This window comes from Clostridioides sp. LIBA-7602, assembly GCF_056688945.1.
Window position 1 is genome coordinate 205,751 of the sequence record NZ_CP196991.1, and the last position, 24,452, is coordinate 230,202.

Below are 24,452 nucleotides of genomic sequence, written 5' to 3' on the forward strand. Positions count from 1 at the left end.
GAAGTACTTTATAATAGTCTAGGCTTATACTATAATTAATTAAGCAGTGATATAAATTCACATGACGATTATATCAAAATGGAGATGAATTGATGGCAAAAATATATTTAGAAAATGAAAATAAAACTAGAGAAATAGGATATAAATTAGGTAAACTTTTGAAAGAAGGTAGTGTTATCTGTTTAGTAGGAGATTTAGGGGCTGGGAAAACTACAATGACACAAAGCTTAGCAGATTCATTAGGTATAAAAGATTATATAACAAGTCCAACTTTTACTATAATAAATGAATATGAAGGCAAAATATCTTTGTATCATTTTGATGTTTACAGAATAGGTAGCAGTGATGAAATGTATGATATTGGATATGATGAATATATAAATTCAAAGGGAATTTGCATAATCGAATGGGCTAATCTAATAGAAGATATACTTCCAGAGGAATATTTAAATATAGAATTAAAGTATAAAGATGATGGAAGAGAAATGATATTAACTCCAAAAGGAGATTTTTACAAAGAAATAGTTGAGGAGTTGACTAAATAATGAAAATACTAGGTATGGATACATCTTCTATGGCAGCAAGTGTATCAGTTGTAGAAGATGATAACTTAATATGTGAGTTTACAGTGAACAACAAGAAAACTCATTCGCAAAAACTTATGCCAATGATAGAAAGTATGTTGAACATGAGTGATTTAAGTATAAAAGATATGGATTTATTAGCTGTATGTATAGGGCCTGGGTCATTTACAGGTCTTAGAATAGGTATGGCCACAGTAAAAGCTATGGCTCATGTAAATAATATACCAATAATAGCAGTGAATTCTTTAGAATCTCTAGCAAATAACATGAATCTATGTGATAGGAAGATATGTTGTATATTAGATGCGCAGAAGAATCAAGTCTATTCAGCTAAATATAAACTTGAAAATGGAGAGCTAATAGAATTAGAGGGTGTTAATGTTGTGGAATTTGATACTTTATTAGAGGAAATAGTATCAAGTGATGAAGAATTTATAGTAGTTGGAGAAGCGGTATATAAGTATAAAGATAAGTTAGAAAATATAAAAAATGTAAAAATACCATCACCAGCTAATAATGTATCTAATGCAGGAAGCTTATGCTCTTTGGCATTAAGTAAATATAATAAAAATATAGATGTACATACTTGTTATACAATAAATCCTATGTATATCAGAAAATCTCAAGCTGAGGTACAATACGATGAAAAAATGAAGAGGCTAAATGATGAAAGATAATACAAAACTAATAGTAGATGATATAAAAATAGAAGAAATGACTATTAAAGATATAGATGAAGTTTTTGAAGTAGAAAAAAATTGTTTTGAAGATTATTGGTCAAAAGAATCTTTTAGAAAAGAGTTATCTAATGAAGTAGCAAGGTATATAGTAGCTAAACTAGATGGAAAAGTTGTTGGATACGTGGGAATTTGGCTTATACTTGATTAAAAAATAGCTACGCACACTCGTGACTTTAGTCGTGAGTTAGTAGCTAAAGTAGTCAGCATATAGGGAAACTTATATGTAGAGATAGGAAAGAACCTATCCAATACTACTTGAATTGCTGGAAACCCCTAAAGCTAACTAAACTAAAACATAAGGATGAAATAAACCTAAGTGTGAAAGTTACGAAAGTAGAAAAAATTGGTTAGATGGTATAAGGTTAAACCCTAAGTACTTTAAAATGGGCAATCAGCAGGTAAGCTCCGAATAGGAGAAACTTCAACGACTATTCCTCTTGAGGGAAGTACACTACAAGCTATTGGTAGTGGAAGTGGGTAGACCTTAACGGATAATGCCGAAGGATAAGATATAGTCTGTGCTTGCATGAAAATGTAAGAAGTTCATAAGAGAACTGCATAGGTAGTAGCGAACTTATGTGAACGACAACCTCAAAAATGATAAAAGTTAAGGGCTTACAGTTCTTATATATGTTATTTAAAAAATAAATATGAAAACCTTCAAAATACTTGTTTTAAATGTTAATATTATGATGGGTGATGAATAATCAGAAAAAACAAGTAAAGTGAGGTGATAGTAGTGGAAAAGTCATATAAGTTTAGAATGTATCCAAATAAAAAACAGCAAGAGTTAATTAATAAAACTTTTGGATGTTGTAGATTTGTATATAATAAATATCTTGCTAAAAAAATAGAAGTTTATGAAAACGATAAAGACATTTTTACTTATAAACAGTGTAGTTCTGATTTGACCAATTTAAAAAAGGAATTAGAGTGGCTTAAAGAACCTGACAAATTTTCACTACAAAACACCTTAAAAGATTTAGAAAACGCATATAAAAAATTCTTTAAAGAAAATGCAGGATTTCCTAAATTTAAATCAAAGAAAACTAATAGGTTTTCATATAGAACTAACTTTACAAATGAAAATATTATGCACCTTGGTCAATATATAAAATTACCTAAACTTGGTATGATCAAAGTAAGGGATAAACAAGTACCTCAAGGGAGAATACTTAATGCTACAGTATCCAAAGAACCAAGTGGTAAATATTATGTATCATTATGTTGTACTGATATAGATATTAAAGCATTTGAAAATACTAATAGTCAGATAGGTTTAGATTTAGGAATTAAAGAATTTTGTATCTCAAGTTGTGGAGAATTTATAGAAAATCCTAAGTATCTTCAGAAGTCATTAAACAAACTTGCAAAATTACAAAGAGAATTATCAAGAAAAACAATTGGTAGTTTAAATAGAAATAAAGCAAGGTTAAAAGTTGCAAGACTTCAAGAACATATAGCTAATTGTCGAGAGGATTTTCTACAAAAACTATCTACTAAATTAATACGAGAGAATGATATTATTTGCATAGAGGATTTACAAGTAAAGAATATGACTAAAAATCATAAACTATCTCGCTCTATTTCTGATGTGTCATGGTCAGAATTTGTCCGTCAATTAGAATACAAGGCTAATTGGTATGGTAGACAAATTGTAAAAGTAGGTAAATTCTTTGCAAGTTCACAAATATGTAATAAATGTGGGTACAAAAACGAGGAAATGAAGAATTTAAATATAAGAGAATGGATTTGTCCTTGTTGTAATGTAACTCACAATAGAGATATAAATGCAAGTATAAATATACTAAAAGAAGGACTAAGACTAATGACAGTTTAAAATAAATAACTTATGTAAGAACCGTAGGAACTACGGGGATAGCTTGTGGAGAATTGGTAAGACATATTTTAGTATGCAAAATTCTATGAAGCAGGAACCCTGTGACTTTAGTCATGGGAGGTTCAGGAGGGGCATATAAATAATGTGGCTGTTCATAGTGACTATAGAGGCAAAAAAATAGGAGATAAGTTAATAAAAGGTATAGTTGATTTATGCAAAGATAATAATATTGCATCTATGACACTAGAAGTTAGAGCATCAAATAAAATAGCACAAAATTTATATAGAAAATATGGATTTAAAATGGGTGGAATAAGAAAAGAATACTACAGTGATAATAAAGAAGATGCAATTATAATGTGGAACCAATTAAAAGAGGTGTAGAGTTTATGAGTGATATAATAACATTAGCTATAGAAAGTAGTTGTGATGAAACAGCTGCATCAGTTTTAAAAAATGGTAGAGACGTACTTTCAAACATAATCTCTACTCAAATAGAGACACATAAAAAATTTGGTGGTGTAGTTCCAGAGGTAGCTTCAAGAAAACATGTGGAAAATATTGATATAGTTGTTCAGGAAGCTTTAGATAAAGCAAATGTAGGATTTAATGACATAGACCATATTGCAGTTACATATGGACCTGGTCTAGTAGGAGCCTTGCTAGTAGGCTTATCTTATGCTAAAGCACTTGCATATACTTTGAATATACCACTTGTAGGAGTAAATCATATAGAAGGTCATCTAAGTGCAAATTATATAGAGCACAAGGATTTGAAACCTCCTTTTATAACATTAATAGTATCTGGAGGTCATACTCACTTGGTTGAAGTCAAAGACTATGGTAAGTATGAAATTTTAGGAAAAACTAGAGATGATGCATCTGGAGAGGCATTTGATAAGATTTCAAGAGCAATGAATTTAGGTTATCCAGGAGGTCCAATTATTGATAATCTCGCTAAAAAAGGAAATAAACATGCTATAGAATTTCCAAGAGCTTATTTAGAAGAAGATAGCTACGACTTTAGTTTTAGTGGATTAAAATCTTCTGTATTAAATTATCTAAATGGAAAAAGAATGAAGAATGAAGAAATAATAGTTGAAGATGTAGCAGCATCTTTTCAAGAAGCTGTAGTAGAAGTTTTATCGACTAAAGCACTAAAAGCAGCAAAAGATAAAGGCTATGATATTATAACCCTTTCTGGTGGAGTTGCTTCCAATTCGGGTCTAAGAGCTAAAATAACAGAGCTTGCAAAAAATAGTGGGATAATTGTTAAATATCCTCCTCTAATTTTATGCACAGATAATGCAGCTATGATAGGGTGTGCAGGATATTATAATTTTATAAATGGTAAAACACATGATATGAGTTTGAATGCAGTTCCAAATTTAAAGATAAATCAGTAATATAAACTAAATTTATAAGTATATTAAGGATTTGTTTCAAAAAAGTAACTAGAAGTAAAATTGAATATAATAAAAATAAATATAGTATATATTAAAACTTGAAGTAAAACTATGTATAACATTTATATTCTAATGAATTGCAACGTGTTTAGAATATAAAGGTCATCTTTAGTCTGAATTTGCTTCAAGTTTATTTTTTTGTAGAAAGATTATTTTAAAAAGTGGGTAATGTACCCTTTTTTTCTCCTATTAAAAAGTCTTATACTAATTATAGAAAGATTAAGGAGGGGAAGAAATGAGTCAAAGTAAAGAAGACAAGATAAGAAGTATTTTAGAAGCAAAAAATATTAAGGCAAATTTTCAAGATAAAGAAAATTTAGATGAATTTAGTGAAAAAAAGGCAAGTAAAAGAGCTGATGATTTATTAAATGTATATTATAATACATTATCTACAGCTGATATGGAATTTCCATATTGGTATAATAGAGAATATAGAAAATCAGATGGTGATATACCTGTAGTTAGAAGAGCTAAGGCTCTTAAATCTGCTTTTTCTCATATGACACCAAATATAATACCAGGCGAGAAAATAGTAATGCAAAAAACACGCCACTATAGAGGGTCATTCCCAATGCCTTGGGTAAGTGAAAGTTTCTTCGTAGCTCAAGGTGAACAAATGAAGGAAGAAGCAAATAAGTTGGCTAGTAATACAGCAGATGAACTTACAAAATTTGGTTCTGGTGGGGGAAATGTAACTGAAAGTTTTGGAAATGTTGTTTCAATAGCTGGTAAGTTTGGAATGAGAAAAGAAGAAGTACCTGTACTTGTAAAAATGGCTAAAGAATGGGTTGGAAGATCAGTTGAAGATGTAGGTTTTCATTATGAGAAAATGATGCCAGATTATGATTTAAAAGAAAAATTAATGAGTACGCTTATTTGTATGTTTGATTCAGGATATACACTTCCTCAAGGTAGAGAAGTTATAAATTATTTTTATCCTTTGAATTATGGATTAGATGGAATCATAGAAATGGCAAAAGAATGTAAGAAAGCAGTTGCAGGAAACGCATCTGGAGATGGACTTATTGGAATGGACCGTCTATATTTCTATGAAGCAGTTGTTCAAGTTATTGAAGGATTACAAACTTGGATTTTAAATTATGCAAAACATGCAAAATATTTAGAGAGTATAGAAAAAGATTTGGAAGCTAAAAAAGAATATTCAGATTTAGTGGAAATATTAGAACATATTGCACACAAACAACCTCGTACATTTAGGGAAGCGCTTCAATTGACTTATACAATTCATATAGCATCAGTAAACGAAGATGCTATATCTGGTATGTCTATAGGTCGTTTTGGTCAAATCTTATATCCTTGGTATGAGCAAGATATAGAAAAAGGAATAATTACAAAAGAAGAAGTAATTGAATTATTAGAACTTTATAGAATAAAGATTACTTGTATTGACTGTTTTGCTTCAGCAGGTGTAAATGGAGGAGTATTATCAGGAAATACATTTAATACATTATCTATAGGTGGATTAAGAGAAGATGGTTCTACAGGAGCAAATGAATTAGAAGAATTACTATTAGAAGCAAGTATGAGATGTAGAACTCCTCAACCTAGTTTAACTATGTTGTACGATGAAAAACTTCCAGAAGATTTCCTAATGAAAGCTGTTGAATGTACAAAGCTTGGTTCTGGTTATCCAGCATGGGTAAACAACTCAAATGGAACAACTTTTATGATGAGACAATTTGCTGATGAAGGTATGACTGTTGAAGAAGCTAGAGCTTTTGCATTAGGTGGATGTCTAGAAACATCTCCAGGATGTTGGAAACAGTTAACTTTAAATGGAAAAACATATTCTATAGCAGGTGGAGCAGGGCAAACAGCTGGTTCTGGAGTACATTTTTTAGCTAATCCTAAAATATTAGAACTTGTTCTTATGAATGGTAAAGACCATCGTATGAATGTACAAGTATTTGAACCTCATAATAAACCTCTAGATACATATGAAGAGGTTGTAGAAGTATTTAAAGATTATTATAAACAAGCAATAAATGTTCTTGAAAGAGCAAATAATATTGAGCTAGATATATGGAGAAAGTTTGATACCTCTGTAATAAATTCACTATTAAAGCCAGATTGTTTAGACAAAGGTCAACATATAGGAAATATGGGATATCGTTATAATGCAACATTAAATGTAGAGACTTGCGGTACTGTTACTATGGTTAATTCATTTGCAGCACTTAAAAAACTTGTATATGATGACAAATCTTTTACACTTGAAGAAATGAAAGAGGCTATTTTGAATAACTTTGGATTTAAAGATGCTTTAGAAGTTGGAAATTATTCTATGGCAGACCAAGTAAAAGTAGATGAAACTGGTAAATATGATGCTATTTACAAGGCCTGTCTTGATGCACCTAAATATGGAAATAATGATTTATATGCAGATAGCATTCTTAAAAACTATGAAATATGGTTAGCAAAAGTATGTGAAGAAGCACAATCTTTATATGCTAAAAAGATGTACCCTTGTCAAATATCTGTTTCTACACACGGTCCACAAGGAGCTGCTACTTTAGCTACTCCAGATGGTAGATTAAGTGGGACAACATATTCAGATGGTTCAGTTTCTGCATATGCAGGAACTGATAAAAATGGTGTTTATGCATTATTTGAGTCTGCAACTATTTGGGACCAAGCGGTAGTTCAAAATTCTCAAATGAATTTAAAACTTCACCCAACAACTATTAAAGGACAACAAGGTACTAAAAAATTATTAGACTTAACAAGAAGTTACTTAAGAAAAGGTGGCTTCCATATACAATACAATGTTGTGGATTCAAAAACATTAAAAGAGGCACAGAAAAATCCTGATAATTATCGTCAATTAATGGTGCGTGTTGCTGGATTCACTCAATACTGGTGTGAATTAGGAAAACCAATACAGGACGAAGTAATTGCTAGAACAGAGTATGAAGGGGTGTAAAATATGAAAAAACATAGTGATTGTATGAATTTTTGTGCAGTAGATGCTACTAAAGGAATTTGTAGATTATCAAAACAAATGCTTAACTTAGATGATGAAGCTTGTGAAGAAATAAAAACAATGCCAAAATGTAAAAATTGTAAAAATTTTATTGATGTTAATGATGAAGGTATAGGCAAATGTGTTGGTCTTGAAAGGGAAGACTGGGTATATTCAACATTAAATGCAATTACTTGTGAAGGACATACGTTTAATGAGTAGTCAAAATCAACTAGAAGGCATGATTTTTGATGTACAAAGCTTTTCAGTCCATGATGGACCAGGTTGCAGAACAACAGTATTTTTAAATGGATGTCCACTTAGTTGTAAATGGTGTGCAAATCCTGAAAGTTGGACTGTAAGACCACATATGATGTTTAGTGAGTTATCTTGTAAATATGAAGATGGGTGTACTGTATGCCATGGCAAATGTAAAAAAGGTGCATTGAGTTTTAATCTTGATAATAAGCCAACCATAGATTGGAACATATGTAAAGACTGTGAAAGTTTTGAATGTGTCAACTCATGTTATTATAATGCGTTTAAGCTATGTGCAAAACCTTATACTGTAGATGAGCTTATAAGAGTAATTAAACGTGATTCTAACAACTGGAGAAGTAATGGAGGAGTAACATTTAGTGGGGGAGAGCCACTACTTCAACATGAATTTTTACATGAAGTATTATTGAAATGTCATGAGATAAATGTGCACACTGCTATTGAGACAAGTGCATGTGTTTCCAATGAAGTTTTTAATAAAATATTTAAAGATATTGATTTTGCATTTATTGATATAAAGCATATGGATAGAGAAAAACACAAAGAGCAAACTGGTGTGTATAATGATTTAATATTGGAAAACGTATCAAATCTTGCTAACTCTGACTGGAAAGGAAGATTGGTACTTAGAGTGCCAGTCATAGGAGGATTTAATGATGGTACTGAAAATATAAGTGATATTATATCTTTTATGCACAAAAATAATTTGGTAGAGATTAACTTGTTACCATTTCATAGGCTAGGAGAATCAAAGTGGATTCAATTAGGCAAGGAGTATGAGTATTCTGATAAGGGAGATGTTGATGAAGAGCATCTTGAAGAATTACAAGATATATTTTTGGATAATGGTATAGCTTGTTATGTTGGTCATGAGACAGCTTTTTAAAAGTAAATGCCATAAATTTTAATTAAAAAGGATGTCACACTAAAAGTTAGAGTGACATCCTTTTTTGTGTAAAAATAATCAAGTAAAGTTTTATATATTACTTAATATCCATAAAGATTGCTTCAAATTTATACCTAAATATCTATTTTGTATAGCTTAAATTATGACTAGAACACCTATTATGTTTACTTTATAGTAGTAGAAGCCTTATGGTAAAATATTACTATGAAAAAATTTAATATAATCTGTATTAGAAACAACCAAAAATAATAATTAGGAGGAAGATATCTATATGAACAAATTATGGAACAACTTTTTTATTAAGAACAAAGACAAAAAAGTACGTTCAGGGTGGATTATTATAGCCGTTATGGCTACCTTTTACATACTTCAGTATTATTCAAGTTCTATACTTATACAAATATTACGAAAAATTTTGATTGCTACAGGTGATATTAATCCAAAAACAAACTATTTTTCGGAATATGCTAATTGGCTAAATGATGTTTGTTTACCAATTGTATTTCAAATTCTAACAGATGCTCTTATGATTATTATTCCAATAATTGTATGGAGATTTATTATGAAACATCCTATTAGTGAAATGGGATTACATTCTTATAGGGTTAAGAAAAAAGAAGGATATGTGGGAATGTTGTTAGGAATAGTCAATTGTACAATAGTTTTTATTATAACAATAACAATTGGTGGAGGGCATGTTGTTTCATGGGTACCAAAACTTTCACTTTTAACAGTTTCCTGGATAGCTGTCTTTATTGTAGTTGCTTTTGCAGAAGAAATTTTAAATCGTGGTTTTTTAATGGCAGTTTTACGGAGATGTAACAATATTTATTTTATAATGATTGTTCCATCTGTTGTTTTTGGATTGATTCATATATCAAATCCTGATGTTACATTTTTATCTATAGTTAATATTATAATTGTTGGAATCCTTTTCTCATATATGTTTATAAAATCCTCAAATATATGGATGTGTATAGGCTATCATTTTACATGGAATGTATTCCAAGGAATTATATATGGTATGCCTGTTAGTGGACTTCAAGTCCCAGGGATTATAACTACACAAATTACTAATAGTAATCTATTAAATGGTGGTATGTTTGGTATTGAAGGTGGGATTTTGACTACTTTTATTAACATACTTAGTTTTATATTTGTATGGTATTACTATAGAGATTCTAAGTATGATTTTATTAGTAATAAAGTAAATATGCACAATATCAAGAATTAGTTAATTAGTATAAATTTTAAAATAAATCAATACTATTACAGGTAAATTATGTTATTTGGTAGAGATGATACTAATAAAGGTGTGTATGGATTTACACATTAGTAGTATTTCTTTATAACACAGTCAATTTGAAAATATTTATATAAAATAATACCTTATATTCAAGTAAAATAAAGAATAGCAACTAATAAGACATAAATAGTTGTTATTCTTTTTATTTGTCTATTAGCTTAATATAAACTTTTTTTACATATCTTTAAGTGACTAATTTTATAGAAATTATAAATAAAAGGTACAAAAGTATATAGTTTATTTATAGATGTCTGTTTTTTACAAGATTAAATGTATATTATATGATATAATCGACTCAATTATTTCAATAAGACTTATATTTTTTTATTTATACCATATTTTATTGAAATCTACATAGTTTAATTTTACTTATACAATATAAATAAAATATACATATATCAAGGAGGTAATATGAAATTTTTAAATGCTTTAATAGTGGTTGAAGATATTGAGAAATCAAAAAAGTTTTATTATGATGTTTTAGGATTAAAGGTAATCTGTGATTTTGGAGAAAATGTTGTATTAGAAGGTGATATATCATTACAAGAAAAAAAACTTTGGTTAGAGTTTATTAATAAGAGTGACAATGAAGTTAAATTCAAAGGAAATGATGCTGAGTTATATTTTGAGGAAGAATATTTTGATACTTTTGTTGAAAGATTGAGTACAATGAAAGATATAGATTATGTTCATCTGGCTGTAGAACATAGTTGGGGTCAAAGAGCAATTAGATTTTATGATTTAGATAAGCATATTATTGAGGTTGGGGAAACTATGTCATCTGTGTGTAGACGTTTTTTAGATAGTGGACTTTCAATGGATGAGGTAGCCAAAAGAATGGATGTAACTGTTGAATATATTGAATCAGTTTTAAACTAGGCATAGATTATATTAAAATAAAGGCGTCAGCTAATCTATGCTTTCGCCTTTATTTATTACTTTTCATAATGAGTTTATAAAATGTTATTGAATTTTTTCTCCAGAAATATATAATTTTGAATCTTCTGATTTATCTTCATACTCAATACCCTTATTTTTTTTCATAATTATGTATAGAGGTGCTATTAATAACATTGCTCCTAATCCTATTAAAACTCTATTTTGAGTTATAGGTTTTGCCATATCTTCTGCCCAAGCTTGCTGTAGCAACCATAAGCTACCTAAAATAGCTACTGTTGGTATAACAGGTCCAAATGGAATCTTAAAAGAAGCTTGAATGTCTGTTCTTTTTCTTAAAACTATTACTGATAAACAAGTTGGTATATACTGAGCAAATCTTGCAATTACACTCATTACTGCAAGCTGTTCAAAACTTCCAGTCAGTACAAGTGGTATACAACAAATTAAAGATATTATTATTGCTACATATGGAGCATCATATTTATTTGTTTTTCCTATAAATGCTGGAAGAGAACCTTCTTCTGCTAGAGAAGAACCACATTTAGGAGTTACTATTGAAGAACCTATATTTATTCCAAATATAGAGATTAATGTTGCTACAGATATAAAGACCTTACCATAGTTACCTAAAAATACACTTGAAGCATCTGCAATTGGAATACTATTTTCAAATAGTTTATCTCCAAGTATACCCATACAGACAACTTGAATTAAAATATAAATTATTGCACATATAAATATAGTAGTTATTAAGGCAATTGGAAGATTCTTTTTGGGATTTTCCATCTCTCCACTTGCTACAATAAATGATTCAAATCCAGTAAATGCGTAAAATACCAATATGATAGCTGGTCCTACACTAGAGTTAACTACATTACCAGAAGGGACAATATTTCCAAATTTTATAAAGAATATTCCGACTATTACAAAAACTATTAATGGTACTAATTTAGCTATAGTTATTACGTTATTCATTATCTTTGTGCTTTTAATTCCAAATAAGCTATTTATAGAAAGTAGTGTTACTAGCAATGCTGCTATATAGCCCTTGTATTCAGTTGCAGCTTCTGGCCAAAATGAACCTAAAGCTGTTGCAAATCCTACTGCTAGAGTAGACCATGATATAATTCTTATAACCCAAGACATGGTACCAACTTCAAAACCTATAAAATCTCCAAAAGCTTTTTTGGAATATAGATATGCACCTCCATTTTTATCAAACATACTTCCAACTTCTGCAAAACATAAAAGTATTGATAGAACTAGAATTGTAGCAAAAATATATATAAATATACTGTTTTGACTTGCTAGATTATAAACTTTACCTGGTAGTAAGAATATACCTGAACCTATTATACTATTAATTCCTAATAATATCATACTAAATAACCCTAATTTTTTAGCTTTTTCCATATTAATTTATCTCCTATTCTTTTATTAATTATCGCACTAATTAAAATATAAAGTATTCATTACATGCATCATAACACCTATTGGTAGACAATCCTCATCTATATTGAAGCTAGAGGTATGCAGAGGTGAAGTTAACCCCTTTTTCTCACTTTTACATCCTAAGTGAAAGAATGCTCCTTTGCAATGTTCTGTGTAAAAAGAAAAATCTTCCCCACCTAAAGAAGGGTTTGGTCTCAATATAAATTTTTCCTCTCCAAGTAATTTTTTAGTACTTGAGATAACAGTGTCTACTAATTCTTTTTCATTTATAACAGCGGGATAATTTTCATCACTTACATGCAATGTCCCAATACAGCCAAATGCAGAAGCCGTATCTTCAACAATTTTAGATATCTTATCAATCATAAAGTTTCTCGTTTTGCTATTTAAAGTTCTTAAAGTACCTTCTAGTTTTACATCTTCACATATTACATTGTGTGCATCTCCACCATATATTTTACCTATAGTTAAAACAGCAGCATTATTTGGTTCTAAGTTTCTACTTATTATAGTTTGTAATGATGTAACAATTTGTGAAGCTGTAACTATTGCGTCAATACCATTTTCAGGATATGCACCATGAGCTCTTTTACCCTTGACATTTATTTTTATAGTGTCAACACTAGCATTTAATGTATCATATTTTGTTTCAATAAATCCTGTTTCAATATGTGGCATAACATGAAGCCCAAATATATAATCAGCTTTAGGATTTTCTAAACATCCATCTTCAACTAAGAATTTTGCTCCTCCAAAACCTTCCTCTGCTGGCTGAAATAAGAACTTTACATTTACATTTAATTTATCTTTTATTGAATGTAAAACTTTACATGCTCCAAGTAGCATAGTTGTATGTGCATCATGACCACAAGCATGCATTTTTCCAGAATGTATTGATTTATAAGGTATATTATTTTCTTCTTCTATAGGAAGGGCATCCATATCCGCTCTTATACAAATAGTTTTATCTGCATTTTCTTTTAAAATATATGCCATAATCCCATTGTGTTTTGTAAATTCCATATAATCAATTCCTATTTCTTTTAAGTAAGAAATGGCTTTTTGTTTGGTAAGGTTTTCTTCAAGAGCTAATTCTGGAATTTTGTGCAATTCTCTTCTTACATTTATTAGCCAAGGTTTTATAGAATTACAACTTTCTATTACAAAATCTTTTCCCAGTTCTTTATTTTGATATTCTAATTTTAAAGCCTGTTGCATTTTTATTCCTCCAATTACTTTTTATTGTTTGGTTAATATAGTAGCAATTATTATGCCATAATTTTTAACGAATAAAATTTGTTTTTTATAAGAATTTTGAATTAAAATAATCATTTGTTTGTTGGCAAAATATAAAAAATGATTATTTTATTGCAGTTTTCGGAAAAAAATATTGTTCTAGATAAGAATAATCTTATATATTAATCTATATAAAGATAATAGGAATTATTAAATTTATCCTATTCCTATTAATTCCTATTAATTACATGCAAAATAATGTACTATATTTACATATCTGCAAAATAAAAAATCTATTGAGGAAGCGTCTTGCACCTGAATAGATTTCTTTGTTTAATATATTATAAATTTATAAACTTTCATATTTTAATTTATTGTAAAAGTCTTCTCCTTGTTGAGTTATTTTACTTCCATATCTGCCTGAACCACAAATTATAAGTTCTTCTTTTTTTAGATATTCAAATATTTTTTTAATTTTACCTTCTGTAATTTGGATATTTTTATCTAGTAATGTCTTTAAAATTAATCCTCTACCAATTCCAACATCTGATTCCTTATTTAAAATTAATATCTCGAGTATATTTAATATATCATTCTTATTATATTTTAATTTCAATGATGAATTTTTGTTATCTAAAGTTCTTAAATTTGGGGGTAAATCTTTTTCTAATATAATATTATCACACATAATATTTAAATAAGATGTTACATTTTGAAGTTCCCTTATATTGCCTTTCCACTTATAGTTTTGTATAAGTTTTTTCGCCTCTGGTGTAATTACTAATTTCTTGTTAATTAAATCTTCCATAATAATTAATATATCTTCTTTTCTTTCTCTTAGAGGAGGGATATTTATTGGTATTGTATTTAATCTATAATATAAATCCTCCCTAAACTGCCTCTTATCAATCATTTGTTCTAAGTTCTTGTTTGTAGCAGATATGATTCTAACATCTATATTAATTACATTGTGAGAACCAACTGGCATTATTTGTTTTTCTTGAAGAACTCGAAGTAGTTTTGTTTGTAATTCTAAGGGCATATCGCCTATTTCATCTAAGAAAATTGTCCCGTTATTAGCAAGTTCGAATAGTCCTTGCTTTCCATCTTTTAGACCACCAGTAAAAGTTCCCTTATCATATCCAAATAACTGACTTTCTAGTAAATTCTCAGGAACAGCTGCACAATTTACTGCTATAAAGGGCTGATTTTTTCTATTTGAATTATTATGTATAGATTGAGCTATTAGTTCTTTACCAGTTCCACTTTCGCCTCTAATAAGTATACTTAAATCAGATTTAGAAACCTTCTTAGCTAATTCGATGCATTCAATCATCTTGGAGCTATTTGTTTTTATATCCTTAAATGTGTATTTTGCTATTTGTCCTTTTTCTCTTAACTTCTTAGTGAGATTTTGTTCTAGTTTTTTTATGTATGTTATTTCTTGTAAACTATAGTATGTACCCATTTTTTCATCTCTATTGTATATATTTTTTTTATTTACATTTATATATTTTTTATTGAATATAATAACTTTGTCTAGTATCTCTTGTTCATTCAATAAAACTTTTAAACTATCTATAAATATTTCCTCAATGTGTTTTCCATATATATCTTCTTTTATGTCTAAAATATCTTTTACCTTACTATTATATGTATTTATTTCACCATCTTTTGAAGTAAATAGTATACCATCCTTTGATAAGTTTAATATTGTATCTAATTCTTCTATTTTTAAGAATAGTTCCTTATATTTATCTTTTATACCAGTATCTAAACTTATTATCTCTTCTGAATATTTAACTAGATTAGATTGTATTTCTTTTGAATCAATTTGTAATAAGTTTATTATTTCTATAAAAGTGGATATATCTATATATCTATGACCCAAGTCAAATATATCTGAGATAAAGCTAGGCACTTTTTCTGGAACTCCTGGAGTTATAGCTATCTTTATATCCTTATAGTTATTGTCATTCATATATGGAATTGGTCTGATATTAGTTACTCCAATTTTATAAAACAAACTTATGGTTTCTAGAGTAGTTTCATCAGAATCGTTTACGATTAGAGCATTTGTACCTTGTGGTAAAGATAATAAATTATATATTTTATCTTCCTTAAAAGTTCTTCTTATAACAATAACTTTTTTCTTATCTAATATATTATTTATAATTTTATCTAATCTTTCTACTGACATTACTAGTATCACATCATCATTTATAATATCATTATCATTTATTTCATCTATAAAGTATCTGTTAATATTTATATAATCTCCAAAAACTAATTTCAAATTATTTTCTAAAAAATCTATTAAATCTTTTCTACTATCATTTACCAATGCCACTGATTTTTTCATTAACTTCTCCTTATATAATAAATAGTCTCTAACAAAAAGGTTGTATAGAGCTATATGATTCTGGTAATTTAAATTTATCAAATAAAAAAGAAAGTGTCTATCCATGACTTTATAAAAGTCGCCTTAAGACACTTTCTTTCTTATAATTAAATCTTGTCACCAAATCCCCCTAATTGTTGCTTAAAATTCAAACTGTATGTATATTTTTCATTTCTATTCGATTAAATTATAATATACACCTAAAAAATTTATTTTAATAAATTCTATTGATAAAATAATTTCATAAATATAGAATTGTATTAAAATAAATAATATATGAAAATATATATGTATAAGTTTATTCTGCGTGAGTAGAATAAATTTGTCAAGACTAATTTAACAGTAATAGCATCTTTTATTAAAAATAATATAAATTAAAATATTTTATACAATATACTATAAAGGAGAACTTTGATTAAAAAATAGCTACGCACACTCGTGACTTTAGTCGTGAGTTAGTAGCTAAAGTAGTCAGCATATAGGGAAACTTATATGTAGAGATAGGAAAGAACCTATCCAATACTACTTGAATTGCTGGAAACCCCTAAAGCTAACTAAACTAAAACATAAGGATGAAATAAACCTAAGTGTGAAAGTTACGAAAGTAGAAAAAATTGGTTAGATGGTATAAGGTTAAACCCTAAGTACTTTAAAATGGGCAATCAGCAGGTAAGCTCCGAATAGGAGAAACTTCAACGACTATTCCTCTTGAGGGAAGTACACTACAAGCTATTGGTAGTGGAAGTGGGTAGACCTTAACGGATAATGCCGAAGGATAAGATATAGTCTGTGCTTGCATGAAAGTGTAAGAAGTTCATAAGAGAACTGCATAGGTAGTAGCGAACTTATGTGAACGACAACCTCAAAATGATAAAACTTAGGACTTACGGTTCTTACATACGTTATTTAAAAATAAATATAAAAACCTTTAAAATACTTGTTTAAAAAAATTTACCTTGTTAATATTAGGATGGGTGAGTAAAAATTGAAGTAGCTCAGATATGTATATTTAGTACAATACCATATAGTATGGTGTGTAAAATATAGACATCCAGTATTACATAATCATAAAAAACAAGTAAAGTGAGGTGATAGTAGTGGAAAAAGCATATAAGTTTAGAATATATCCAAATAAAAAACAGCAAGAGCTAATTAACAAAACTTTTGGATGTTGTAGATTTGTATATAATAAATATCTTGCTAAAAAAATAGAAGTTTATGAAAATAATAAAGAAACTTTTACTTATAAACAGTGTAGTTCTGATTTGACCAATTTAAAAAGAGAATTAAAGTGGCTTAAAGAACCTGATAAATTTTCACTACAAAACACCTTAAAAGATTTAGAAAACGCATATAAAAAATTCTTTAAAGAAAATACAGGATTTCCTAAATTTAAATCAAAGAAAACTAATAGATTTTCATATAGAACTAACTTTACAAATGGAAATATTATGTACTTTAGTCAATATATAAAATTACCTAAACTTGGTATGGTTAAAGTAAGGGATAAACAAGTACCTCAAGGAAGAATACTTAATGCTACTATATCCAAAGAGCCAAGTGGAAAATATTATGTATCATTATGTTGTACTGATATAGATATTGAAGCATTTGAAAATACTAATAATCAGATAGGTTTAGATTTAGGAGTTAAAGAATTTTGTATCTCAAGTTGTGGAGACTTTATAGAAAATCCTAAGTATCTTCAGAAGTCATTAAACAAACTTGCTAAATTACAAAGAGAATTATCAAGAAAAACAATTGGTAGTTTAAATAGAAATAAAGCAAGGTTAAAAGTTGCAAGACTTCAAGAACATATAGCTAATCAAAGGAAGGATTTTCTACAAAAACTATCTACCAAATTAATACGAGAGAATGATATTATTTGCATAGAGGATTTACAAGTAAAGAATATGACTAGAAATCGTAAATTATCTCTTTCTATTTCTGATGTGTCATGGTCAGAATTTATTCGTCAATTAGAATACAAGGCTAATTGGTATGGTAGACAAATTGTAAAGGTAGGTAAATTCTTTGCAAGTTCACAAATATGCAATAAATGTGGGTACAAAAACGAGGAAGTTAAGAATTTAAGTATAAGAGAATGGGTTTGTCCTTGTTGTAATGCAACTCATGATAGAGATATAAATGCAAGTATAAATATATTAAAAGAAGGATTAAGACTAATAACAGTTTAAAATAAATAACTTATGTAAGAACCGTAGGAACTACGGGGATAGCCTGTGGAGAGTTTGTAAGACATATTTTAGTATGCAAAATTCTATGAAGCAGGAACCCTGTGACTTTAGTCATGGGAGGTTCAGGAAAGCAGAAAAAACAAGCATATACCCGATTATCAAAAATAATTTAAATCAAGTGTCAATTGTTGAATATAAAAAGGGTCAAAGGTTTGTAGCATCAGATAAAGATTTACAAGAAGTTTTTTTTATAATAGAGGGAGTTGCTTTAGTAGAATGTACTACTAGAGGAGGAAATAAATTTCTTGTTGACATTGTACCTGAAAATGAATTTATAGGTAAAATCAGCTATATATATGAACATAATTTGAAATGTGATATATTTGCCAAGACTAACATAAAATTATTTCGATTTGAAAAACATATATTTGAAGAGTTTTATCTTAAACCAGATTTTATTGCTCTATTTCACAGCAAATGTACAAGAAGGATATATGAGTTGTATAAAACTAGAATGGTAAGAGAGTTATTTTCTTGTACAGAAGTCATTGCATATTGTATTTTAAAAAAACAAGAAAATAATATCTGTAATATAAAAGCTATACGCAATTTTAGTGAAATATATTCAATCAGTAGAAAAAGTAGATATTATTCCCTATTAAAGTTAACTGAGAAAGGGATAATAAAAAAAATAGGTAATACATATGAAATTTTAAATTATGATGAATTACATAGGTTAGCATTTGAAGTAAAAGAGTTTTTGGAAGATGAATAAAGACTTATTATTCAATCAAAATAGTATATAATGGCATTTATAAAAATAGAAATAGTCTCACTGAAAAACAAAAATATTTTAGTTATTTTCAATGAGACTATTTATAAATGTTATATACTTACAAGATATAGTATTATTAATCAATTTCCTTTACTATATTAATAGCCCATTTTTTAGATAAGGCTCTAGGAACACCAAATATAAATTTAACAACTTCTTCACTGTAAGTGAGTAGAACAAGGATAAATATAGGTGCGCCTTTAAATGCGGCTATAAAAGTTAGAGGAATAGAAGCTAGCCACATACATCCTAATTCTAAAAACAGAGCGTATTTAGTATCTCCTCCACTTCTTAAAATACCAATTATGACTAATGTATTAAAGGATTTAAGAGCCATTAGTATACCCATTATGAAGAATATCTTAGTTATATCAGAAGATAAGCTATCAGAAACACTAAACATTTTTAATAATAATGGGATATTCAAAATTAAAATAATTCCAAGTATTAAGCCAGCCAAAAACACCAATATAGAAAATTTCTTAGCATACTCAATAGCTCTCTTAATATGGTCTGCTCCAAGTTCATTTCCAAGCATAATAGATGCACCAGATGCAATACATACAGCCGTCATTATAAAGAAGTTTCCTGTGCTGGTTGCTATTTGACTTGCTGCTATAGCTGATGTACCTGCTCTTGCATATGCGACAGAGTACAGGACAGTTCCAACTGCCCATGCAGAGTCATTTACAAATATAGGAAAGCTTTTTGATGAAAAAGATTTTACAAAAATCTTATCAATAGCTTTTAAATTTTTTAAGCCAAATTTTAATATATAGTCCTTTTTATAAAAATAAACATAAGTAATCATTAAAATTAATTCACATATTCTGGCAATAACAGTTGCTAAGGCTGCTCCTTTTACACCTAATGCAGGGAGACCAAAATTACCAAAGATAAATCCATAATTTAAAATAACATTTGTTACAAGAGCAAAGGCACTACAAATCATACCTAACTTAGGATTTCTAACACCTCTTGAACCTGTACTAAATACTGTACTTATAGCTATTAATGGATAACTAAATACTGCAATACTAAAGTAATCTATACAAAGTTTTACAACTTCTGAATCATAAGAAAATATATGTATAATTGGCTTTGGTGTTAGTAAAGCAGGAATAACAAATATAAAACTTAAGATAATGGCCAATATACAAGTAAGACCTGTAACTTTTCTTATATTGCTGACATCTTTCTTTCCATAAAACTGTGAAATAAAAACTCCAGCTCCTCCTGTAATTCCAGATAGGGACATATTAAAAAGAAAGAAAAATTGGTTTGCAACTCCAACTGAAGCTACAGATACCTCCCCCAAACTACTTATCATAACTGTATCTATTACATTTACAGAAGTAGAAATTAAGTTCTGTATAATAATAGGTATACATAAAGATAACAGTATTTTATAAAATCTTTTATTTTCGTCTTTTAAAGAAAATAGTTCTTGCAAATAATCCTCTCCTTTTTACATAAATTCTTCCCACTCATCATACAGAGAGGCAAGGTTATTTTCTAAATTAATTTTTTCTTGGCTAACTTCCTTAGCTTTATCTGGATTAGAGTATACTTCTTCTTGACATAAAAGTATATCTAATTCTTCAATTTTAAGTTCTAACTTTTCAATTTCTTTTTCTATATTTTGTCTTTTTATTCTATTTTTCTTTTCTACTTCTCTTTGTTCTCTTTCTTTTCTTTTTTCATCTTTTATCTGAGTTCTAGTTTTTTCTTCTTTTTCTTCTATAAGACTCATCTCTTGGATTTGCCTTTTTTTATCGATATAATAGTCATAGTTTCCTAGATATTCAGTAACTCCATTTTCATCTAAAACTAAAATCTTATCAACAACTGTATTTAGAAAATATCTATCATGTGATATTGTAAATATAGTCCCATCATAATTAGTTAATGCCTCTTCAAGAACTTCTTTAGAATCAATGTCTAGATGGTTAGTAGGCTCATCTAATAATAATAAATTTGCATTTGATAGTATAAGTTTAAGTATAGCAACTCTAGCTCTTTCTCCACCACTTAATGTAGAAATCTTCTTAAAAACTTCTTCATCAACAAATAAAAATGCTCCTAACATATTTCTCAAAGTAGTTTGAGTAAGATGATTATTATTTTCCCAAATCTCATCTATTATTGTGTTATCCAAATTAAGAGTTTTTTGCTCCTGATGGAAGTAAGAAACATGGACATTAGTACCAAATTTAATATTACCACTAATAGGTTGTAATTCATTAGTTATTATTTTAAATAATGTAGACTTACCAATGCCATTTGCACCAATAAGAGCAACTTTTTCTCCTCTATATATATCTAAATCCAAGTCTTTAAAAAGTACCCGTTCTCCATAACCCATGGATACATCTCTGATTTGAAGAACATCATTACCACTTTGGACAGATGGAGTAAATTGTATACGAGCTTTTTTTCTATAAGCTTCTGGCTTATCTAGAACATCTACTTTATCCAATGCTTTTTCTTTACTTCTTGCACGTTTTAGATGCTTTTCTCTACCATAAGCTTTAAGTCTTTCTATTGATTCTTCCTGTTTTTTTATTTCTTTTTGCTGGTCTTCAAATTTCTTAAGTTCTAGTTCTTTTTCTACTTTAGATAACTCAACAAATTTAGAGTAGTTACCATTATATACTTTAAGTCTTTTATTGTGAACTTCAAAAATTCTATTTACAGATTGGTCTAGGAAATATCTATCATGAGATATTAACATAACAGTACCCTTATATTGCTTTAAAAATACTTCTAACCATTCTATAGCCTCAGAATCTAAGTGGTTAGTAGGCTCATCAAGTAGCAATAAAGTTGGTTTTTTAAGAAGTAATTTTCCTAAAAGAACTCTAGTCTTTTCACCACCAGAAAGTATACTTATTGGTTTATCCATATCATTTTCACTAAATCCTAATCCTTTTAAAACCCCTTTGGCTTCAGACTTATATCCATATCCATTTAAATCTGAGAATAATTCCAGTTTATGTGAATACTCATCCATTATTTTTTCTAGAATTGAAGAGTTTGTTTTTGTACTTTCTTCAGATATTTTAACCTCCAATTCTCTTAAATAAGATTCCATCTCTATCAAATTTTTAAAAACTTCCAATACTTCTTCCAGAATCGTATTATCCGAATAAAAATTGGTATTTTGTTCTAAATATCCGATTTCACAATCTTTAGAAGTGTAAATATCTCCGCTATCATAACCATAAATTCCTGAAATTATTTTAAATAAAGTAGTTTTCCCAGTACCATTAACCCCAATTATACCAATTTTATCGCCTTCATTTACTGTAAAACTAATATTTTCTAATATAGAATCTATACCAAAACTTTTATTTAAGTTATTACATGACAAAACAATCATAAATTTCTACCTCCTTGAACTATCTAAAATTATAATGTTTTGATATAATATAATCAAGGTTATATGTATTAGTTTTGAAAAAGAAATATTTTATTGTGAATCAAACAAAAAAGAGGACACTTTTAGGAGGTGAAGATGTTGGGAAATAAAAATATATCAATGGCAGTTATAAGAAGGCTCCCAAAATATCATAGATATCTTGGAGACTTATTAGATAGGGATATACAAAGAATATCTTCTAAAGAATTGAGTGATATAATAGGATTTACCGCTTCTCAAATAAGACAAGACCTAAACAACTTTGGCGGCTTTGGACAACAAGGATATGGTTATAACGTAGAGGCTCTTCATACTGAGATAGGTAAAATTCTTGGATTGGATCGACCATACAACGCAGTTCTTGTAGGAGCAGGTAACTTAGGACAAGCCATAGCCAATTATGCAGGATTTAGAAAAGCTGGATTCGAGATAAAAGCTTTATTTGATGCAAATCCTAGAATGATAGGTTTAAAGATAAGAGAATTTGAAGTATTAGATTCAGATACTTTAGAAGACTTTATAAAAAATAATGATATAGATATTGCTGTATTATGTATACCTAAGAATGGAGCACAAGAAGTTATTAATAGAGTTGTAAAAGCTGGAATAAAAGGTGTGTGGAATTTTGCACCATTAGATTTAGAAGTTCCGAAAGGTGTTATAGTTGAAAATGTAAACCTAACAGAAAGCTTATTTACCTTATCATATTTAATGAAAGAAGGAAAGTAGACAACTTAAATATATTAATAATAAGTAGTTATGAAGAGTATTGAGAAAGTCAGAAGATTTAATATTAAATCCTCTGGCTTTTTGAAGTATTAGGATAAAATAAAAATTTAAATAATGTATACAAATAAACAATCTTAGGGAGAGTGATTTTAGTGGAGGAATTATGGAAAAAGGTTATTGAATTTCATGGGCATGAATGTCCAGGGTTGGCTATAGGTTTTAAAGCAGCACTCGCAGCAAGAGAATACTTAGGATGTAAACAATCAGGAGATGAGGAGATTGTATGTATTTCTGAAAATGATGCTTGTGGAATAGATGGTATACAAGTCGTGTTAAGTTGCACAATGGGTAAAGGTAATTTACTACTTAGGATGACTGGAAAATCAGTATATCATTTTTTTAATAGAGAAAACGGAAAATCTATAAGAATATATGTAAAGTCTAAACCATTTGATATGGATAGAGAAGGATATAAAAAATACTTATTAGAAAGTGATTTTGAAGAAATATTTGATATTACAGATACGAAGTTAAGGCTTCCTGAGAAAGCGAGAATATTTAAATCTCTTAAATGTGAAGTATGTGGTGAATTTGCACCTGAACAGTACATAAGAATTCAAGAAGGGAAGAAAGTATGTCTCGATTGTTTTGATAAATATGAAAGGTTTTATGAAGAGGATTAAATTTATATTAAATTGAAAGTATTTAGATGCATATTAATAGTATATTAAGAAGAATCATATAGAGAATATAACAAAATATATAAATTATGATACTTGAATTATGTATAATTAAAAAGAGACTGATTAATATTGATAAAATAAAATCAGTCTCTTTATGAATAACGAATTATTATTCTGGTTGAGGTGCATCTACAGGACAAGCTCCTGCACAAGAACCACAGTCTATACAAGAACCAGCATCTATAACATATGCGTCGTCTCCAGCTGATATACAGCTAACAGGGCATTCAGCCTCACAAGCACCACAGCTTATACAAGCGTCAGTAATTTTATATGCCATTTTGAAATCCTCCCTTTTATATGTATTGTAATTCAATAACATTATAACAAATATTATTGAATATAACAATTAAATTAATTCTACAACAAAAACTTTATTGTGATATTCTTGTTTGAAAGTTTTACAATAAAGTTTAATCTGCTTATATTTTT

Annotated in this window: 20 protein-coding genes and 2 pseudogenes; 16 read left to right on the forward strand and 6 right to left on the reverse strand. The window is 28.6% G+C overall.

Features of this window, described 5'->3' with window-relative positions:
* The first annotated feature begins 92 nt into the window (after positions 1-92).
* From tsaE to ACTG45_RS01365, 11 genes and pseudogenes are all read left to right on the forward strand, one after another.
* Positions 93-545 (forward strand): tRNA (adenosine(37)-N6)-threonylcarbamoyltransferase complex ATPase subunit type 1 TsaE, encoded by a 453-nt coding sequence (gene tsaE, locus ACTG45_RS01315; protein WP_479917894.1) that lies wholly within the window; start codon positions 93-95, stop codon positions 543-545.
* On the forward strand, positions 545-1,261 hold the full coding sequence (tsaB, locus tag ACTG45_RS01320) for a tRNA (adenosine(37)-N6)-threonylcarbamoyltransferase complex dimerization subunit type 1 TsaB (protein ID WP_021382564.1): 717 nt from the start codon (positions 545-547) through the stop codon (positions 1,259-1,261). Before tsaE ends, tsaB begins: the two co-directional genes overlap by 1 nt.
* Positions 1,251-1,472 carry a GNAT family N-acetyltransferase gene (locus ACTG45_RS01325; protein WP_021382561.1) on the forward strand — a complete coding sequence of 74 codons (222 nt, stop codon included), beginning with the start codon at positions 1,251-1,253 and terminating at the stop codon, positions 1,470-1,472. The genes tsaB and ACTG45_RS01325 overlap by 11 nt, the downstream gene beginning before the upstream one ends.
* Before the next feature lie 582 nt (positions 1,473-2,054).
* Complete coding sequence (tnpB, locus tag ACTG45_RS01330) at positions 2,055-3,164, forward strand: IS200/IS605 family element RNA-guided endonuclease TnpB (RefSeq protein WP_479917895.1); 1,110 nt, start codon at positions 2,055-2,057, stop codon at positions 3,162-3,164.
* Between the two features lie 120 nt (positions 3,165-3,284).
* Positions 3,285-3,548: pseudogene (rimI, locus tag ACTG45_RS01335) on the forward strand (ribosomal protein S18-alanine N-acetyltransferase); the annotation flags it as partial.
* Positions 3,549-3,553: 5 nt separating this feature from the next.
* Positions 3,554-4,570 (forward strand): tRNA (adenosine(37)-N6)-threonylcarbamoyltransferase complex transferase subunit TsaD, encoded by a 1,017-nt coding sequence (tsaD, locus tag ACTG45_RS01340; RefSeq protein WP_479917896.1) that lies wholly within the window; start codon positions 3,554-3,556, stop codon positions 4,568-4,570.
* A gap of 295 nt (positions 4,571-4,865) precedes the next feature.
* Positions 4,866-7,574, forward strand: coding sequence for a 4-hydroxyphenylacetate decarboxylase large subunit (hpdB, locus tag ACTG45_RS01345; protein ID WP_021382585.1), 2,709 nt, complete (start codon positions 4,866-4,868; stop codon positions 7,572-7,574).
* Positions 7,575-7,577: 3 nt separating this feature from the next.
* Positions 7,578-7,835, forward strand: a complete 258-nt coding sequence (hpdC, locus tag ACTG45_RS01350) for a 4-hydroxyphenylacetate decarboxylase small subunit (protein WP_021382584.1) — start codon at positions 7,578-7,580, stop codon at positions 7,833-7,835.
* Positions 7,828-8,778 (forward strand): 4-hydroxyphenylacetate decarboxylase activase, encoded by a 951-nt coding sequence (hpdA, locus tag ACTG45_RS01355; RefSeq protein WP_021382581.1) that lies wholly within the window; start codon positions 7,828-7,830, stop codon positions 8,776-8,778. The genes hpdC and hpdA overlap by 8 nt, the downstream gene beginning before the upstream one ends.
* A 292-nt stretch (positions 8,779-9,070) precedes the next feature.
* Positions 9,071-10,033 carry a CPBP family intramembrane glutamic endopeptidase gene (locus ACTG45_RS01360; RefSeq protein WP_021382583.1) on the forward strand — a complete coding sequence of 321 codons (963 nt, stop codon included), beginning with the start codon at positions 9,071-9,073 and terminating at the stop codon, positions 10,031-10,033.
* A 483-nt stretch (positions 10,034-10,516) separates the two neighbouring features.
* Entirely contained in the window at positions 10,517-10,984 is a 468-nt protein-coding gene (locus tag ACTG45_RS01365) for a VOC family protein (RefSeq protein WP_479917897.1), read from the forward strand.
* Between the two features lie 84 nt (positions 10,985-11,068).
* On the opposite strand, the gene ACTG45_RS01370 is transcribed toward ACTG45_RS01365, so the two are convergent.
* From ACTG45_RS01370 to ACTG45_RS01380, 3 genes are all read right to left on the reverse strand, one after another.
* Positions 11,069-12,418 (reverse strand): APC family permease, encoded by a 1,350-nt coding sequence (locus ACTG45_RS01370; RefSeq protein WP_479917898.1) that lies wholly within the window; start codon positions 12,416-12,418, stop codon positions 11,069-11,071.
* A 36-nt stretch (positions 12,419-12,454) separates the two neighbouring features.
* Positions 12,455-13,675: a M20 metallopeptidase family protein gene (locus ACTG45_RS01375; RefSeq protein WP_479917899.1), complete on the reverse strand. Its 1,221-nt coding sequence runs from the start codon at positions 13,673-13,675 to the stop codon at positions 12,455-12,457.
* 367 nt (positions 13,676-14,042) lie between these two features.
* Entirely contained in the window at positions 14,043-16,055 is a 2,013-nt protein-coding gene (locus tag ACTG45_RS01380; RefSeq protein ID WP_479917900.1) for a sigma-54 interaction domain-containing protein, read from the reverse strand.
* A gap of 1,039 nt (positions 16,056-17,094) precedes the next feature.
* On the opposite strand from ACTG45_RS01380, the pseudogene ACTG45_RS01385 reads away from it, so the two are divergent.
* The 3 genes and pseudogenes from ACTG45_RS01385 to ACTG45_RS01395 all read left to right on the forward strand — a co-directional run.
* Positions 17,095-17,160: pseudogene (locus ACTG45_RS01385) on the forward strand (transposase); the annotation flags it as partial.
* 22 nt (positions 17,161-17,182) lie between these two features.
* A complete protein-coding gene (gene tnpB / locus ACTG45_RS01390) occupies positions 17,183-18,292 on the forward strand; it encodes an IS200/IS605 family element RNA-guided endonuclease TnpB (protein ID WP_479917901.1) in 1,110 nt (369 codons plus the stop codon).
* A gap of 85 nt (positions 18,293-18,377) precedes the next feature.
* Positions 18,378-19,067 (forward strand): Crp/Fnr family transcriptional regulator, encoded by a 690-nt coding sequence (locus ACTG45_RS01395; RefSeq protein ID WP_479917902.1) that lies wholly within the window; start codon positions 18,378-18,380, stop codon positions 19,065-19,067.
* A gap of 136 nt (positions 19,068-19,203) precedes the next feature.
* Here ACTG45_RS01395 and ACTG45_RS01400 read toward each other — a convergent pair whose 3' ends face one another.
* Complete coding sequence (locus ACTG45_RS01400; protein WP_479917903.1) at positions 19,204-20,580, reverse strand: MATE family efflux transporter; 1,377 nt, start codon at positions 20,578-20,580, stop codon at positions 19,204-19,206.
* Between the two features lie 15 nt (positions 20,581-20,595).
* Complete coding sequence (locus ACTG45_RS01405) at positions 20,596-22,509, reverse strand: ABC-F family ATP-binding cassette domain-containing protein (RefSeq protein WP_479917904.1); 1,914 nt, start codon at positions 22,507-22,509, stop codon at positions 20,596-20,598.
* Positions 22,510-22,644: 135 nt separating this feature from the next.
* Here ACTG45_RS01405 and ACTG45_RS01410 point away from each other — a divergent pair, with 135 nt between their 5' ends.
* Complete coding sequence (locus ACTG45_RS01410) at positions 22,645-23,277, forward strand: redox-sensing transcriptional repressor Rex (protein WP_021382595.1); 633 nt, start codon at positions 22,645-22,647, stop codon at positions 23,275-23,277.
* A gap of 143 nt (positions 23,278-23,420) precedes the next feature.
* Positions 23,421-23,960 (forward strand): FmdE family protein, encoded by a 540-nt coding sequence (locus ACTG45_RS01415; RefSeq protein WP_479917905.1) that lies wholly within the window; start codon positions 23,421-23,423, stop codon positions 23,958-23,960.
* 169 nt (positions 23,961-24,129) lie between these two features.
* On the opposite strand, the gene ACTG45_RS01420 is transcribed toward ACTG45_RS01415, so the two are convergent.
* A complete protein-coding gene (locus ACTG45_RS01420; protein ID WP_009888017.1) occupies positions 24,130-24,300 on the reverse strand; it encodes a DUF362 domain-containing protein in 171 nt (56 codons plus the stop codon).
* Positions 24,301-24,452 lie beyond the last annotated feature (152 nt).